Origin of the sequence: Micromonospora sp. WMMD987, from assembly GCF_029581435.1 — a bacterium.
Taxonomy (GTDB): Bacteria; Actinomycetota; Actinomycetes; order Mycobacteriales; family Micromonosporaceae; genus Micromonospora; species Micromonospora rifamycinica.
The window spans coordinates 82,823-97,468 of the sequence record NZ_CP120861.1 but is presented as its reverse complement, the minus strand read 5'-3'; the positions used below and the strand labels follow the sequence as shown (position 1 = coordinate 97,468).

Below are 14,646 nucleotides of genomic sequence, written 5' to 3'. Positions count from 1 at the left end.
ACTCCCCCTCCGGCGTCGGTCCGCGGTGCCTGCTGTGCCCGGAACCGGGTCATCACATGCCCTGGATCTCTCGGTAGCCACGGTCGACGCGGGCGAGCATCGCGGCCAACTCGTCGTCCGCGTCCGGGGCGGTGACGGCCGGCGGGTCGGCCCGGGTCGGCGTGGTGGCCTGGGCGGGCACGGTGTGCGGGACCGGCGTGGTGGCCCGGGCCGGCGTGGTGGGCGGGGGCGGGGCGGCGTCGGACAGGCCCAGGTCGGCACTCAGGCGTCCGACGAGCCGGTCCACCGTCGGGAACGTGAAGGCCACCGTGGAGGGCAGCCGGACGCCCAGTTCCGCCTGCAACCGGGTGCGCAGCTCCAGCACGGTGAGCGAGTCGAACCCCATGTCGAAGAAGCCCTCGTGGTCGTCGACCGGCCCACCGATGCGCAGGACGTCGCGGACCACCTCCACCACGTGTTCGCGCAGCGCCGTGACGTCCCCGATCCGTACCGGCGGCGCGGCCGGCGACCCGGTGTCGTCCACCGGGGCGGCCAGCGCGTCGAACGTCCCGGGCGGGGCGGCCTCGGCGAGCACCTCGCGCACCCGCGCCCAGTCGGCCGGCGCGACCACCACCCGGGCCGGCACGTCGTGGGCGGCCAGCAGGGCGAGCAGCGTGGCGGTGCCGGCGGCCGGATCGATCATCCGTAGGCCGGTCGCCTCGTGCAGGGCGGTCTCGCCGGCCGCCATCCCCGGCCCGGCCCACGGCCCCCAGGCCACCGAGAGCGCGGGCAGGCCCGCCGCGCGGCGGCCGGCCAGCAGGGCGTCGAGGTACGCGTTCGCCGCCCCGTACCCGCCGGACCCACGGGTCGGCAGGACCGCGGCGAGCGACGAGTAGGCGACGAAGAACCGGGGCGACAGCGGGCGGCTCAGCCGGTCCAGCAGGTACCCACCGTGCACCTTGACCCGCAGCACCGCGGCGAGCCGCTGCGGGCTCTGCTCCGCCAGCGGTCCGTCGTCCAGCACCCCGGCGGCGTGGACGACCCCGGCGAGCGGGGTGGCCTCGTCGAGTGCCCGCTGGACGTCCTGCTCCAGCGTGACGTCACCACGGACGAGCCGGACGTCCACCCCGGCGTCCCGGAGCCGGTCCACGACCAGCTGGGCCGCCGCCGACGGCGCACTGCGGCCGAACAGGACCAACTGTCGTACGCCGGCGGCGGCCAGGTCCTGCGCGAGCCGCAGGCCGAGCGCGCCCAGACCGCCGGTGACGAGCACGGCCCCCGGGGGCGGCTGCCAGGACGGACCGGCGGGGACCGGCAGCGGCACCAGGGTGAACGTCAGCCGTCGCCCGTCGGCCAGCCGGACGAACCGGTGCCCCGCCGGGGCGGTGAGTTCCGCCGCGAGCAGGTCGGGCCGCACGTCGTCCCCGGTCGACGCGAGGTCGACCGCGAGGCAGTCCAGGGCCGGGTGTTCGGCCTGCACGGTGCGGACCAGGCCCCAGAGGGCGCTCTGCCCGGGGTCGGGCGCGTCGGCGGCCGCCCCGCGGGTCACCACCACCAGCCGGGGCGGGGTGGGCCGCGCGGCGAGGTCCCGGGCGATCGACAGGAGTTCGGTGCAGGCGGCGGCCGTCCGCTCCGGATCCCCACCGGTGGCCGGGGCGGCGTAGACGACGTCGGTGACCCGGGTGTCCGGCGTCAGCCGACCGGTACGGCACGGCAGGGTCACCGCTCCGGCCAGCCGCTCGGCGTCCGGGCCGACGACCAGGGCGTCGAACCGGCGCGGCGGTCCGGCCGGCAGCGGTGTGGCGGCCCAGCCGACGTGGACCACGTCGAGCGGGCCGGGCGGGCGGCCATCGCCGGCGCCGTCGGTCAACGCCCAGTGACGTTCCCGCTGGAACGGGTACGTCGGTGCGGCGACGAACCGCCGGCCGGCGGCGCGCTCCCGGGTGACCCCGGCCCAGTCGATGTCGACGCCGCTGTCGTAGAGCCGGGCCAGGCTGTCCAGCATGGTCCGGTGTTCCCGTCCGGCGCGCAGGCTGGGCAGTCGCCGGGCCTCCGGCCAGTCCTGACCGGCCATGCCCAGCAGCACCGGCTCCGGCCCCAGCTCGACCAGGGTGTCCACCCCCGCCTCGCGCAGCGTCCGCACCCCGCGCCCGAACAGCACCGGCCGCAGGGCGTGCTCCCGCCAGTAGTCGGCGTCGATCGGCGTGCCGACCGTGCCGGTGAGGTTCGACACCAGGGGGATCCCGGCCGGGCGGTACGTGACGCCCCGGGCGAACGCGGTGAACGGCTCGGCGAACCCGGCGAGCAGCGGCGAGTGGAACGCGTGCGACACGGCGAGCCGCCGGTGCGTCACCCCCTGGTCGGCCAGCGCGTCGAGGATTGGCCGTAGCTCCTCCTCCGGGCCGGCCAGCACCGTGCTCCCGACGCCGTTGACCGCGGCGACGGCCGACCGGGACGCCCCGGCCAGCAGCGGTTCGACCTGGGCGACGCCGCACCGGACGGCGACCATCACCCCGGACGGGCACTGCTGCATGAGACGGGCCCGCTCGGCCACCAGGCGCAGGGCGTCGGGCAGCGTCAGGACGCCGGCCACACAGGCCGCGGTGTACTCCCCGACACTGTGCCCCAGGACGTACTCGGGGTGGACGCCCCAGTCCCGCCACAGCCGGGACAGCGCGTAACCGACGGCGACCAGCGCGGGCTGGGTGAAACGGGTCTCGTGGACGCGTTCGCCGGAGTCGAACAGCAGGGTCGTCAGGGGCACCGGGAGGACCGGATCGAGGATCCCGGCGCACTCCTCGACGGCGGCCCGGAACACCGGTTCGGCCCGGAACAGCTCGGCGGTCATCCCCGGCCGTTGGGCGCCCTGGCCGGTGAACAGGAACGCCACCCTGGGCCGCTGCCCGACGGGGGCGGCGGGTCCGGGCCGCCGCAGGGCGGCGTCGAGTTCCTCGACGGTCGCGCCGACGGCGCACCGACGCCAGGGCAGGTGGCTGCGGCCGACGGCGGCGACCAGGGCGAGTGCCGCCGGGTCGGCCGCCGTGCGGAGCCGCCGGGCATAGGCGTCGGCCAGGTCGGCGAGGGCCTGCGGGTGCCGCGCCGACAGCGGCAGCAGCAGCGGCTCCCCGGCGGCGGGGACCGGCGCGGCGGCCCGGTCCGCCCGGTCGGGGCCGTCCGGGACGGGTGGTGCGTCGGATGTCGGTGCGTCGGCGGCCCGGGGTGCGGCAGGCGGCGGTCCGGCGGGCGTCTGCGGTCCGGCGGGCGGCGGGGCGGCGACGACCAGGTGGGCGTTCGTGCCGCTGAAACCGAAGGAACTCACGCCGGCGATCCGGCGGGTGTCGTCCGGCCACGGTTCGCGGGTGGACGCCACCCGGACCGGGATGTCGTCCCAGTCGACGCGGGGATTGGGCCCGGTGACCAGGGGAGTCGGTGGCAGCACCCCGTGCCGCAGCATGAGCAGCACCTTGAGCAGGCCCGCGATGCCGGCGGCGGACTCGGTGTGCCCGATGGCGGCCTTGACCGAGCCGATCGGCAGCGGCTCCCGGCGACCGGCGAAGACGGCACCGAGCGCGGTGACCTCGATCGGATCCCCGAGGGCGGTGCCCGTGCCGTGCGCCTCCAGGTACCCCACGGCGGCCGGCTCCACCCCGGCGTCGCGCAGCGCCGCGCGGATCACCTCCTGCTGGGAGGGGCCGTGCGGCACGGTGAGTCCGCTGCTCCGGCCGTCCTGGTTCACCGCGCTGCCGAGGATCAGGCCGAGGACCCGGTCGTGCGGGCCGACGTCCGACGCCCGCTTGAGCACCACCAGGCCACCGCCCTCGGCGCGGACGTAGCCGTCGGCGGCGGCGTCGAACGGCAGGCAGCGCCCGGTGGGCGAGAGCATGCCGGCCCGGGTGAGGCTGCGGCTCTCGTGCGGCGTGACCATCCGGTTGACCCCGCCGGCCAGGGCCAGGTCGCAACTGCCGTCCCGCAGGTGCCGGACCGCGAGGTCGACCGAGACCAGCGAGGACGAACACGCCGTGTCCACCGACATGGCCGGACCCCGGGTACCGAAGACGTACGCGAGCCGTCCGCTGGCCGTGCTGGGGGTCGCGCCGGAGGAGAAGTACCCGTCGACGTCGTCCTCGTGGGTCATCCCCTCGCGGTAGTCGATGTTGCTGATGCCGACGAACACGCCGGTCGACTCCGGCACCGACCGGCCCGGGACACCGGCGTCCTCGAACGCCTCCCAGGCCAGCTCCAGCAGCAGCCGTTGCTGCGGGTCGAGGGTGGCCGCCTCCCGTCCGGAGATCCCGAAGAACCGGGCGTCGAAGTCCCGCAGGTCGCCGACGAAGCCGCCCGCGTCGACGAAACTCCCGTCCACCGGCCAGCGGGCGTCCGGCACCGGACCCAGGGCGCACCTCCCCTCGGACAGCAGGTCCCAGTACGCCGCCGGATCCGGTGCGCCGGGCAGCCGGCAGGCCATGCCCACCACGGCGATCGGCTCGTGCCGGCGGGCCGCCGCGGTCTCCAGCTCGTCGATGCGGGCCAGCGCCCGGCGCAGCAGCGGACCGTAGTCGGTGCTCATCGGTTCCCGAGCCTCTCCGCCAGCAACGCGGCCACCTCGTCGATCGACTGTTCCTCCGGCGGCGGCCCGTCGGTCGGCCCGGCACCGTGCCCGTCCGTCGGCCCGCCGGTCGGCAGCTCCAGGACGGCGAGCAGGTGCCCGGCCAGCCCCGCCACCGTCGGATGGTCGAACACCACCGTCTGACCGAGCCGGACGGCGAACGCGCTCTGCAACCGGTTACGCAGCTCCAGCGAGGCCAGGGAGTCCAGGCCGAGGGAGAACAGGCCGGTGTCGGTCTCCAGGTGGGGCACGCCCAGTACGTCCGCGGTGATGTCGTGGACGTACCCGTCGGCGAGCTTGCGCCGCTGGTCGGGTGTCGCCTCGCGCAGCCGGTCGGCCAACCCGGCGGTGTCGGCGCGTCCCGCCGGTGCGGCCGGCAGCAGGTCGCGTACCGGAGCCGGTGGGGTGCCGTGGTGTGCGGCGTACCGCGCCCAGGTGTGCGCCAGGACGGCCACCAGGCCGTCGTCCGGCGGGGTCGCCAGGACGGCCCGGAGCGCCCCGGTGGCGTCGTCCAGCGGCAGCACGCCCTCACCGAGCCGGTCGAGACGTTCGGCGATGCCGGCCCGGGCCGTCATGCCCGTCTCCGCCCACGAACCCCACTGGATCGACACCGCGGGCAGGCCGGCGGCCCGCCGGGCCGCGGCGAGGCCGTCGAGGTAGCTGTTGGCCGCCGCGTAGTTGCCCTGCCCGGCGGTGCCGAGCAGCCCGGACGACGACGAGAACAGCACGAAGTGCGTCAGGGGGAGGTGGGCGGTGGCCCGGTGCAGGGCGAACGCGCCACCCGCCTTGGCGGCCCATGCCTCGTCGAAACGGTCGGGGGTCTGCGACTCCAGCAGGCCGTCGGCGAGCACACCGGCGAGGTGGTGCACCCCGGCCAGCGGGGGCAGCTCCCGGCCGAGCGCGGCCACGAGCGCGGCGACCTGCCCGCCGTCGCCGACGTCGGCGGTGTACGTACGCACCTCGGCTCCCGCGGCGGTGAGCGCGGCGATCCGCTCCCGCGCCGGTCCGCCGGGTTCGTTGCGGCCGACCAGCGCGAGGTGGCGCACCCCGGCGGCGACCAGCGTCGCGGCCACCTCCAGCCCCAGCCCGCCCAGGCCGCCGGTGACGAGGTGGGTGCCGTCCGGGCTGATCGTCAGGTCGTCCGGCCGGTCGGTGTCCGGCCGCAGCCGCAGCACCCGGCGTCGCCCGTCGTGCAGCGCCACCTCGTCGGCGGTCCGGGCCGCCGTCTCCGCGACGATCGCGTCCGGGTCGCCGCCCTGCGCGGGCAGGTCGATCAGGGTCGGCAGGCTGTCGGGCCGTTCCTGACCGAGGACCCGGGTGAGACCCCAGAGTGCGGCCTGCGCCGGCTGCGGTGCACCGCCCCACGCCTGCCGGGTGAGCACCGTCACCGACGGTGGTGACGGCAGGTCCAGCAGGCTCCGGAAGCAGTCCAGCAACGTCAGCGTCAGGTCGCGGGCCGCACCGGCGTCGGCCCCCGGGTCGGCACGTTCGGCGGGCCAGGCGAGCAGCACGGCGTCCGGCTGCTCCCGGGACACGGCCCCGGCCAGGTCGGCGGGATCGACGACCCGGCAGCGGATCCCCTGCCGCTCGGCCGCCAGCGCGACGGAGCGGGCCAGGTCGGCGCCGACGACGAGCCACGAGCCGGCCGGGGTGCCCGGCGGGAGGGCCTGCTCCACCCACAGCGGCCGGTACAGCCGGCGTCGCCAGCGGGCGGCGTCGGCGTCCCCGGCCATCGCCCCGGCGGTCGCCTGTCGCAGCAGCACACCCGCCATGACGACCAGGACCCGCCCGTCGTCGTCGTAGAGGGTGATGTCCCCGACCAGCGAACGGGGATCCGGGTCGTCGGTCGGTCGCAGCTCGGCGTGACACCAGGCGCTCCCCGTCGTCCCGGCCCGGTGCAGGGTGACCCGCTGGGCGCCGACCGGGAGGTACGTCCGGTCGGCGAACGGTCGCGGGTAGGTCACCGTGAGGGCGAGCAGGCACGCCTCCAGCAGGATGGGGTGCACCGCGTGCAGGTGGGCCGCCGAGGTCACCCGGTCCGGCAGCTCGATGCGGGACAGGCAGCCCGCGCCGTCGCGCCACAGCTCCCGGGTGACCTGGAACCACTCGCCGAGGTCGATGAGCCGGCCGCGTTCACCACGGTAGATCTCCTCGGGCGGGACCGGGGTGCCGAACCGGCGGCGCAGCGACGCCAGCTCGGCGACCGGCGACACCGTACCGGCGGTGAGGGTGCCGGTGGCGTGCAGGGTCCACGACCCCGAACCGGTGTCGGGCCGCGAGTGGATCTCCACCGCGTGGCCGTCCGGCACCGGCTTCAGCACCACGTGCAGGTCGCGGGTCTCGGTGTCGTCGGCGAACCGCATCGCCTGGTGGATGAGGAAGTCGTCGAGGGCCGGCCGGAGCAGGCCGAGTTCCCCGGCGGCGGCGAAGGCGAGATCCTGGTACGCGACCCCGGGCATCACCACCCGCCGGAAGATACGGTGCTGCGTCAGCCACCGGGGGTGGCCCGGGTCGACCTGGGAGACGAACCGGATCTCACTGCTGCCCGGCTGGTCCACCCGGGCACCGAGGAAGACCCCGGTGCCGCGGCCCGCCCCGGTCCGCGTCGGCCGCCCGGCGGGCTCGATCCAGTGCCGGGTGCGCTGCCACGGGTAGGCCGGCAGGGCGACCGGTCCGCCACGCCCCCGGTACACCCCCGACCAGGTCACCTGCCGGCCGTCCAGGTAGAGCCGGCGCAGCGAGTCCACCAGCTGTTCGTGGCCGGCGCCCTCGCGCAGGGAGGGCACCACCAGCACCCCCTCGCGGGCGGCGAACCGGACCAGGGTCGGCTTCGGCGACACCTCGACGATCGTGGTGACGCCGTGTTCGGCGACCGCGCTGTCGACGCACCGGGCGAACTGGACGGTGTCCCGGGCGTGCCGCACCCAGTGCCCGGCGTCGAACGCGGACACCGTCCTCCCGGTGCCGTTGGCGAGCACCGGAATGCGGGGCGGGCGGTAGTCGACCTGCTCGGCCACCGCGCGGAACTCGTCGAGCATCGGGTCCATCAGCGCGGAGTGGAAGGCGTGCGAGACGCGCAGCCGGTGCGACCGCCAGCCGCGCCGGTCCGCCTCGACGACGACCCGGTCGACCAGTGCGGCGGCCCCGGAGAGCACCACCGAGTCGTGGTCGTTGACCGCCGCCACGCTCACCTCGACGCCCGTCGCGGCGAGCAGGTCGGTGACGGCGTCGGGCGGGGCGAGCAGTGACACCATCGCCCCGCCGTCGGGCAGCGCGTCCATCAGGCGACCCCGGGCCAGCACGAGGCGCAGCGCGTCGGGGAGGGACATCACGTCGGCGAGGCAGGCCGCCACGAACTCACCCACGCTGTGTCCGGTCAGCACGTCCGGCTGTACGCCCCAGGACTGCCAGAGCCGGGCGAGCGCGTACTGCACGGCGAACAGGGCGGGCTGCGCCCAGGCCGTCCGGTCCAGCTCGCCGCCGACCCCGTCGAAGACGAGTTCGCGCAGGTCGGTGCCGGTGGCCCGACGGACCTCCTCGGCGCACTCGTCGAGCGCCGACCGGAACACCGGGTAGCTGGCGTACAGGTCCGCGCCCATCCCGACCCACTGGGCGCCCTGGCCGGCGAAGACGAAGGCGACGGCCCCCTCGGTACGCGGCTCGTGCACGGTCGCCCGCCCGAGCTGCCCGGCCGCCTCCCGGGCGTCGGCGGCGAGCACGGCGATCCGGTACGGGTGGTGGGTACGCCCGAGCGCCGCCGCCCGGGCGATGCCGGCGAGGTCGGCCCCGTCCGCGTCGAGCAGGGCCCGGTAACGGCCGGCCAGCGCGTGGGCCGCGGCCGGGGAGCGGGCGCTGATCGGCAGCAGCACCGGCCCGACCGGCGCACCGGCCGGCTCGGACTCCGCCGGGCGACCAGGGGCCTGGGTGAGGACGAGGTGGCTGTTGGTGCCGCCCATGCCGTGCGAGCTGACGGCCGCCACCCGACGCCGCCCCGCCGGCCAGCTCTCGGTGCGGGTCGGCACCCGTAGCGCGCTCGACCCGAAGTCGATCTCCGGGTTCGGGGTGCGGAAGTGCAGACTCGCCGGGATCACCCCGTGGTGGACGGCGAGCGCGGCCTTGATCAGTCCGGCGATGCCGGCGGCCTCGTCGAGGTGCCCGATGTTGCTCTTGACCGAGCCGACCGCGACGCTGCCCTGCGGTGCGCCACCGACCGTCCGCAGGGCCTGGTCGAGCCCGGCCACCTCGATCGGGTCACCGAGCGGCGTGCCGGTGCCGTGCGCCTCCAGATAACCGAGTTCGGACGCGCGGATCCCGGCGTCGGTCAGGGCGGCGGCCACCACCTCGGCCTGCCGGGCGGCGCTCGGCGCGGTGAAACCGAGCTTGTCGACGCCGTCGTTGTTGACGGCGGAACCGGCCACCACCGCGTAGATGCGGTTGCCGTCGGCGAGCGCCGCCGAGAGCCGTTTGAGCAGCACCACGCCGCAGCCGTTGCTGAAGATGGTGCCGGACGCCTCGGCGTCGAAGACCCGGCTCCGGCCGTCCCGCGAGCGGATCAGGCCGTCCTCGTACAGGTAACCGGCGGACTGCGGCACCACCACCGACACGCCCCCGGCGAGGGCGAGGTCGCACTCGCCGGCCAGCAGGGCCCGGCGGGCCAGGTGCACGGCGACCAGCGAGCTGGAGCAGGCCGACTGCACGCTGATGCTCGGCCCACCGAGGTCGAGCCGGTAGGAGACCCGGGTCGGCAGGTAGTTGCGGTCGTTGCCCAGCTTCACCATGAACTGCCGGGTGTCGGCCTCGGTGAGCGGCCGGTCCCCGGTGTAGCCGAAGTGCGGCACCAGGTTGTTCACCAGGTAGGTGCTGATGCTGCTGGAGGCGTACACCCCGGTACGGGTGCCGGCCGGCACCTCACCGGCGTCCTCGAACGCGTCGACCGCGCACTCCAGGAAGATCCGGTGCTGCGGGTCCATCAGCGCGGCTTCCTTGGCGTTGATCCCGAAGTACGCCGCGTCGAAGTACTCGGGGTCGGCGAGCGGACCCGCCATCCGGACGAAGTCCGGGTCGCTCAGCAGCGCCGGGTCCTGGGAGCGGACGTCCTCGTCGGCGCACTCCACGATCGCGTCCACGCCGTCGCACAGGTTGCGCCAGAAGGTCGCCAGGTCGGGGGCGGCCGGGAACCGGCCGGCCATGCCGACGATGGCCACCCGGTCGTCGTCGACGCCGCCGGCACGCGGCACGGTGACCGGTGCGGTCCCGGTGCCGACCGGGTCGTCCCCACCGAGCCGCCGGGCCAGCGCCCGGACGGTCGGGTACTCGACCAGGTCGGTCGCGCCGACCCGCAGCCCCAGTTCGGTGGTGAGCCGCTGCCGGACGGTGATCAGCTGCGCGGAGACCCCGCCGAGGTCGAAGAAGTTGTCCCGGACCCCGACGTGGTCGAGCCCCAGCACCTCCCGCCAGATGTCGGCGATCCGGCGTTCCAGCTCGCCACGGGGCAGCTCGGTGGTGGCCGGGGTCGCGCGGACCAGTCGTTGCGGCGGTCGGAGCCGGTTGCGTGCCGTCTTGCCGCTCGCGGTGAGCGGCAGCTCGGCGACCACCGCGTAGCCGTACGGGTGCACCGCGGCGGGCAGTCGTCCCGCGACGAGACCGGGCACCTCGCGCAGCACGTCCGAGGCGTCCACGTCCTCCCGGAGCACCACGTGGACGACCAGCCGGGGCCGGCCGTCGATCTCGTGCAGCGCCGCGGCGGCCTGGCGGACCCCGGGGTGGGCACAGGCGGCGGCCTCGACCTCGGCCGGCTCGATCCGGACCCCGTTCACCTTGAGCTGGGCGTCCACCCGGCCCTGGTGCTCCAGCCCCGCCTCGGTGAGCCGGGCCAGGTCGCCGGTGCGGTACCACCGTCCGGACAGCCCCGGGACGGTGGTGAACCGCTCGGCGGTGAGCGCCGGCTGGTTGCGGTACCCGTCGGCGACCCCGGCCCCGCCGACGTACAGCTCGCCCGGCTCTCCGGCGGGGACCGGCCGGTGCTTCCCGTCGAGGAGCGCGACCTCGACGTTGTCGATGGGCCAGCCGATCGGGGCGATCAGTGGCCAGCGCGTCACGTCGTCGGGCAGCGTCGCCACCGTCGCGTCCTGGAACTCGGTCGCGCCGTAGTGGTTGTGCACCCGGACGCCGGTGCGGGCGGCGAGGACGCGCAGCGGCTCGGTGAGCCGTAGCTGTTCGCCGGTGGTGACGACGTGCCGCAGTGCCGGTGGCTCGGGCAGGTGCGCGGCGGCCTCGGCGAACTGGGTCAGCGCCGGGACGGGAAGGAAGACCCGCTCCACCCGCTGCGCCACGGTGAAGGCGGCCAGCGCGTACGGGTCGCGTCGGAGGTCGTCCCCGGCGACGACCAGGGTGCCGCCGAGACACAGCGCGGAGTAGATCTCGTGGAAGGAGAAGTCGAAGCTGACGGCGCAGGCCTGGAGGGTCCGGGACCGGTGTGCGCCGGGGCGGGCGCCGTCATGCCAGCGGAGCAGGTTGACCAGGGCGCGGTGGGGCATCGCCACGCCCTTGGGTCGTCCCGTCGACCCCGAGGTGTAGAGCAGGTAGGCCACGGCGTCCGGGTCGTCGTGGTCGGGTGTCGGCGCGGTGCCGTCCGGCGTCCGCCAGGCGGCGTCGAGCCGGTGCACCCGGCCCTCACCCAGGGTGGACTCCAGGCTGTCGTGGCCCGGTCCGGGGTCGCCGTCCGGGACGAGCAGGACCGCCGGGTCGGCGTCGGCGAGCAGGTGGCGGTGGCGTTCGGCCGGGTCGGCCGGGTCGAGCGGCAGGTAACCGGCGCCGGTGGCCATGATGCCCAGCTCGGCGGCGAAGAGCGCGGCCCCGCGCGGCAGCCGGACGGCGACCACGTCACCGGGACCGACGCCGAGTCGGCGCAGCCGGTCGGCGCTGGCGGCGGCGAGTCGACGCAGTTCCGCGTAGCTGGTCTCGCCGGTGGCGTCGACGACCGCGACGTCCTGCGGGTGCCGCGCGGCGACCTCGGCGAACATCCCGTGCACGGTCCCCGCCGCGTGGGGCACCGCCGGTCCGCTGAGGATCCGGCCCGCCCCGGTGTGGTCGCCGGCGGTGGACGTCTGGTTCCTGGCACCGCTCATGGTTCTCCCCCCCGATTCGTACCGAGCGCTCAGTACCCGCTCATCAGATGTCAGTGGGTGTCTCGTACCACCGCACCGGCGGATCCCCGGCGCGCAGCGGGAGAACGAAGCGGTCGACCTCCCGGTCGGCCAGCTCGTACGGCTGGAACCCGTCCCGGAAGCGCTCACGGATCGCGGCGGAGCGTGAGCCGTAGTCGGCGACGGTGAGCTGCCTCAGGATGGCCTTCTCCGGCTGCAACATGAACAACATCCATCCTTGCACGCCGTGCAGGTAGCGGGAGTGGTCGTGCGGGTAGCACGGGGCGAAGACGCTGACGAAGCACTCCTCGCCCTCCAGTACGAGGTACCACTGCGGATCCGTGACGGCGGCCGCCTCCAGGCCCCCCGGTGCCGCGCTGGTCAGGGTCCGGATGAGGTGGTCGACGAAGGCGCGGAACAACCGGCCGAGGTCGTCGATGGACTCGCCGAAGACGTCGGTCGGGAAGGCGAAGACGAACCCGTCGAGGACGTCGCCGTCCAGCACCCGGACGAAGCGGCGTACCCAGGGCAGGGCGGCGGTCATGTTCTCCGCGAAGGACATCGTCCGGTCGTACGGCGGCGGACCCCACAGGAACGACCGCTGGGCGAACGGGCAGTACGTCTGGTCCTGTACGGGACGGATGAGCCGCACCGACTCGGCACAGGACGGGTCGAACTCCACGGCGACGTCCCCGGTCGGCCGCCGTGCCGCCCGCAGCCGCGCGGTGAGCCGGTCGGCCAGGTCGTCCGCGGAGTCGAAGCCGGCACAGGCGAGGCGGATCAGCTCCGGCAGCACCGCGTGCAGCCCGACGACGTCCGGCCGGGTGCCGGGTGGGACGTCGGAGTGGTAGTACGCCAGCGTCCGCACGACCGTCTGCGCCGACTGCTCGATCCGGTCGGGAAGGTCGGCGGGTGGCTGCCCGGCGTCCGCCGGGGTGACCAGGTCCGCCAGGTCGGCGCTCCCGGTGGCGCTGGTGAGCGGGGGTTGGAGCACGCAGCCGTACCGGTTGGCCAGGCACAGGGCGACCACGACGACCTCGGCGAGCGGATCCCGCCGGGCCGCCGCGTCCGGGGCGGCGCGGACCGCCCGCACCTGGGCGGTCAGGTGGTCGCCGGGCGGCTCGGGCGACCAGTAGCCGGTGTCGACGACCATGCGACGGAAAGCGTCCTGAAGGCGCTGGACGTGCAACTTCATCGGGTTTCCCTTCGCTGGAAGTCGAGACGGGGAGTCCGCCGATCCGGTGCCGTTCCGCCGTCAGCCCAGGAACATGCTCCGGAGCCGGACGCGGGCCAGGGTCAGCCCGCCCAGGGCCAGGACGACGAGGTACGCCGTGTGCGGCAACGCGGCCGGGGTGGGCGTGCCGAGGAAGAACATGCGGGCCAGTTCGACGCCGTGGTACAGCGGCGACAGCTGCACCAGCCACTGCACTGTCGCCGGGTAGCTGGACAGCGGGAAGAAGGTGGTCGAGAAGAGGAACATCGCGGTCGAGGCGAGGGTCACGTAGTCGAGCTGGGCGTTGGAGCGCAACGTGGTGGCCCAGGCCATCCCCACCGCGGCGAAGGCGAACGAGACCAGCAGCCCCACCGGGACCAGCACGACGGCCCAGGGTGTGGTGACCAGGCCCAGGGCGGTCAGCACCCCGAGGAAGACGGTGCCGTAGAAGCCGCCGCGCAGGACCGCCCAGCCCACCTCCCCGAGGACGATGTCGAGCGGACCGACCGGGGTGGTGAGCATGGCTTCGTACAGTTTGTCGTAGCGCAGCTTGAAGTAGATGCTGAGCGTCTCCGAGATCGCCCCGTTCATGGCGGAGGCCGCCAGCAGCGCGGGCGCGACGAAGTCCACGTAGGGCACCGTGCTGCCGTCGGCCAGCGTCACCGTCGGCACCAGCGAGCGGAAACCGACGGTGACCGCGAGCAGGTAGAACAGCGGCTCGACGATGCCGGAGATCAGCACCGCCCAGGCCCGCAGGTAGAGCCGGGCCGAGCGCTCGACGATGACCCGGGCCAGGCCGGCGTACTCGTCGACGGGCAGTATCCGACGCAGTGCGCCGCGCCGCTGGTGCGTCGGTCCCGGACGGGTCTGGATGGTCGTCATACGACCAGCCGCCGGTGGAACGTGCGTCGCGCCGCGACGACGCCGACGGTGAGGAGCGCGACGAGGAACGTGACGTGCCCGACGGCGGCCGGTGCCGTCAGCCCGCCGAGGGTGAGGCCGCGGGCGAGTTCGTTGCCGTGCCACAGCGGGGAGATCCAGGCGAGCGGACGGACCGCGAGCGGCAGCGCCGAGATCGGGAAGAACGTGCCGGCGAACAGGGTCATCGGCAGCACGACGAACCGGTTGATGGCGACCAGGCCGTGCCCGTCCCCGCGTACCGTCGCCGCGTAGGCCGCGACCGGCGCCGCGCAGGCCGCCCCGGTGAGGACGGCGACCGGCACCGCGAGCACGGCCCACCCGTCGGCCCAGCCGCCGAGCAGGACCCCGATCAGCAGGAAGACGACGGCTCCGATGAGGAGCCGGAGTGTGATCCAGAGTAGTTGCCCGACGAGGAGCTGGCCCGGGGTGACCGGGGTGGCGGTCACCGCGACGAAGTCCCGCTGCCACTGGAAACTCGACAGGACCGGTTTGCCGGCCTCGGCGACGGCCGTGGTGAGGATCGTGCTCACCATCAGTGCCGGCGCGATGTACTGCACGTAGGGGTGGCCCTCGGTGGCCGGTCCGGGCCGCACCTGCGAGCCGAAGCAGAGCCCCATCGCGCCGAGGAACAGCAGGGGCTGGAGCGCGGAGGCCTGGAGGGTGGTACGCCAGCTGCGCCGGTACCACCGCCAGCAGGCCTCGACCCGCAGGGTGGCCGCCCGCCAGACGCCGACCACCCGGCCGGTGGCCCTCGGGGTGGTGGCCGCCGTGATGTCCGTCAT

Annotated in this window: 5 protein-coding genes; all 5 read right to left on the bottom strand. The window is 75.1% G+C overall.

Annotated elements, in window-relative coordinates; translation table 11 throughout:
* Nucleotides 1–52: 52 nt before the first annotated feature.
* Genes O7612_RS00355 through O7612_RS00335 form a run of 5 tightly spaced genes read right to left on the bottom strand, consistent with a single transcriptional unit; the run spans nt 53 to nt 14,646 of the window.
* A complete protein-coding gene (locus O7612_RS00355) occupies nt 53–4,546 on the bottom strand; it encodes an SDR family NAD(P)-dependent oxidoreductase (RefSeq protein WP_282269386.1) in 4,494 nt (1,497 codons plus the stop codon).
* Nucleotides 4,543–11,712, bottom strand: a complete 7,170-nt coding sequence (locus O7612_RS00350; protein WP_282269384.1) for a type I polyketide synthase — start codon at nt 11,710–11,712, stop codon at nt 4,543–4,545. Before O7612_RS00350 ends, O7612_RS00355 begins: the two co-directional genes overlap by 4 nt.
* A 43-nt stretch (nt 11,713–11,755) precedes the next feature.
* Nucleotides 11,756–12,925 (bottom strand): hypothetical protein, encoded by a 1,170-nt coding sequence (locus O7612_RS00345; protein ID WP_282269382.1) that lies wholly within the window; start codon nt 12,923–12,925, stop codon nt 11,756–11,758.
* Nucleotides 12,926–12,985: 60 nt separating this feature from the next.
* Nucleotides 12,986–13,825, bottom strand: a complete 840-nt coding sequence (locus O7612_RS00340) for an ABC transporter permease (protein WP_282269381.1) — start codon at nt 13,823–13,825, stop codon at nt 12,986–12,988.
* Nucleotides 13,822–14,646: an ABC transporter permease gene (locus O7612_RS00335; protein ID WP_282269379.1), complete on the bottom strand. Its 825-nt coding sequence runs from the start codon at nt 14,644–14,646 to the stop codon at nt 13,822–13,824. The genes O7612_RS00340 and O7612_RS00335 overlap by 4 nt, the downstream gene beginning before the upstream one ends.

Excerpts from the sequence above, each read along its gene's own strand:
- O7612_RS00355 (WP_282269386.1), bottom strand. The coding sequence starts at position 4,546 with ATGAGCACCGACTACGGTCCGCTGCTGCGCCGGGCGCTGGCCCGCATC.
- O7612_RS00350 (WP_282269384.1), bottom strand. The coding sequence starts at position 11,712 with ATGAGCGGTGCCAGGAACCAGACGTCCACCGCCGGCGACCACACCGGG.
- O7612_RS00345 (WP_282269382.1), bottom strand. The coding sequence starts at position 12,925 with ATGAAGTTGCACGTCCAGCGCCTTCAGGACGCTTTCCGTCGCATGGTC.
- O7612_RS00340 (WP_282269381.1), bottom strand. The coding sequence starts at position 13,825 with ATGACGACCATCCAGACCCGTCCGGGACCGACGCACCAGCGGCGCGGC.
- O7612_RS00335 (WP_282269379.1), bottom strand. The coding sequence starts at position 14,646 with ATGACGGACATCACGGCGGCCACCACCCCGAGGGCCACCGGCCGGGTG.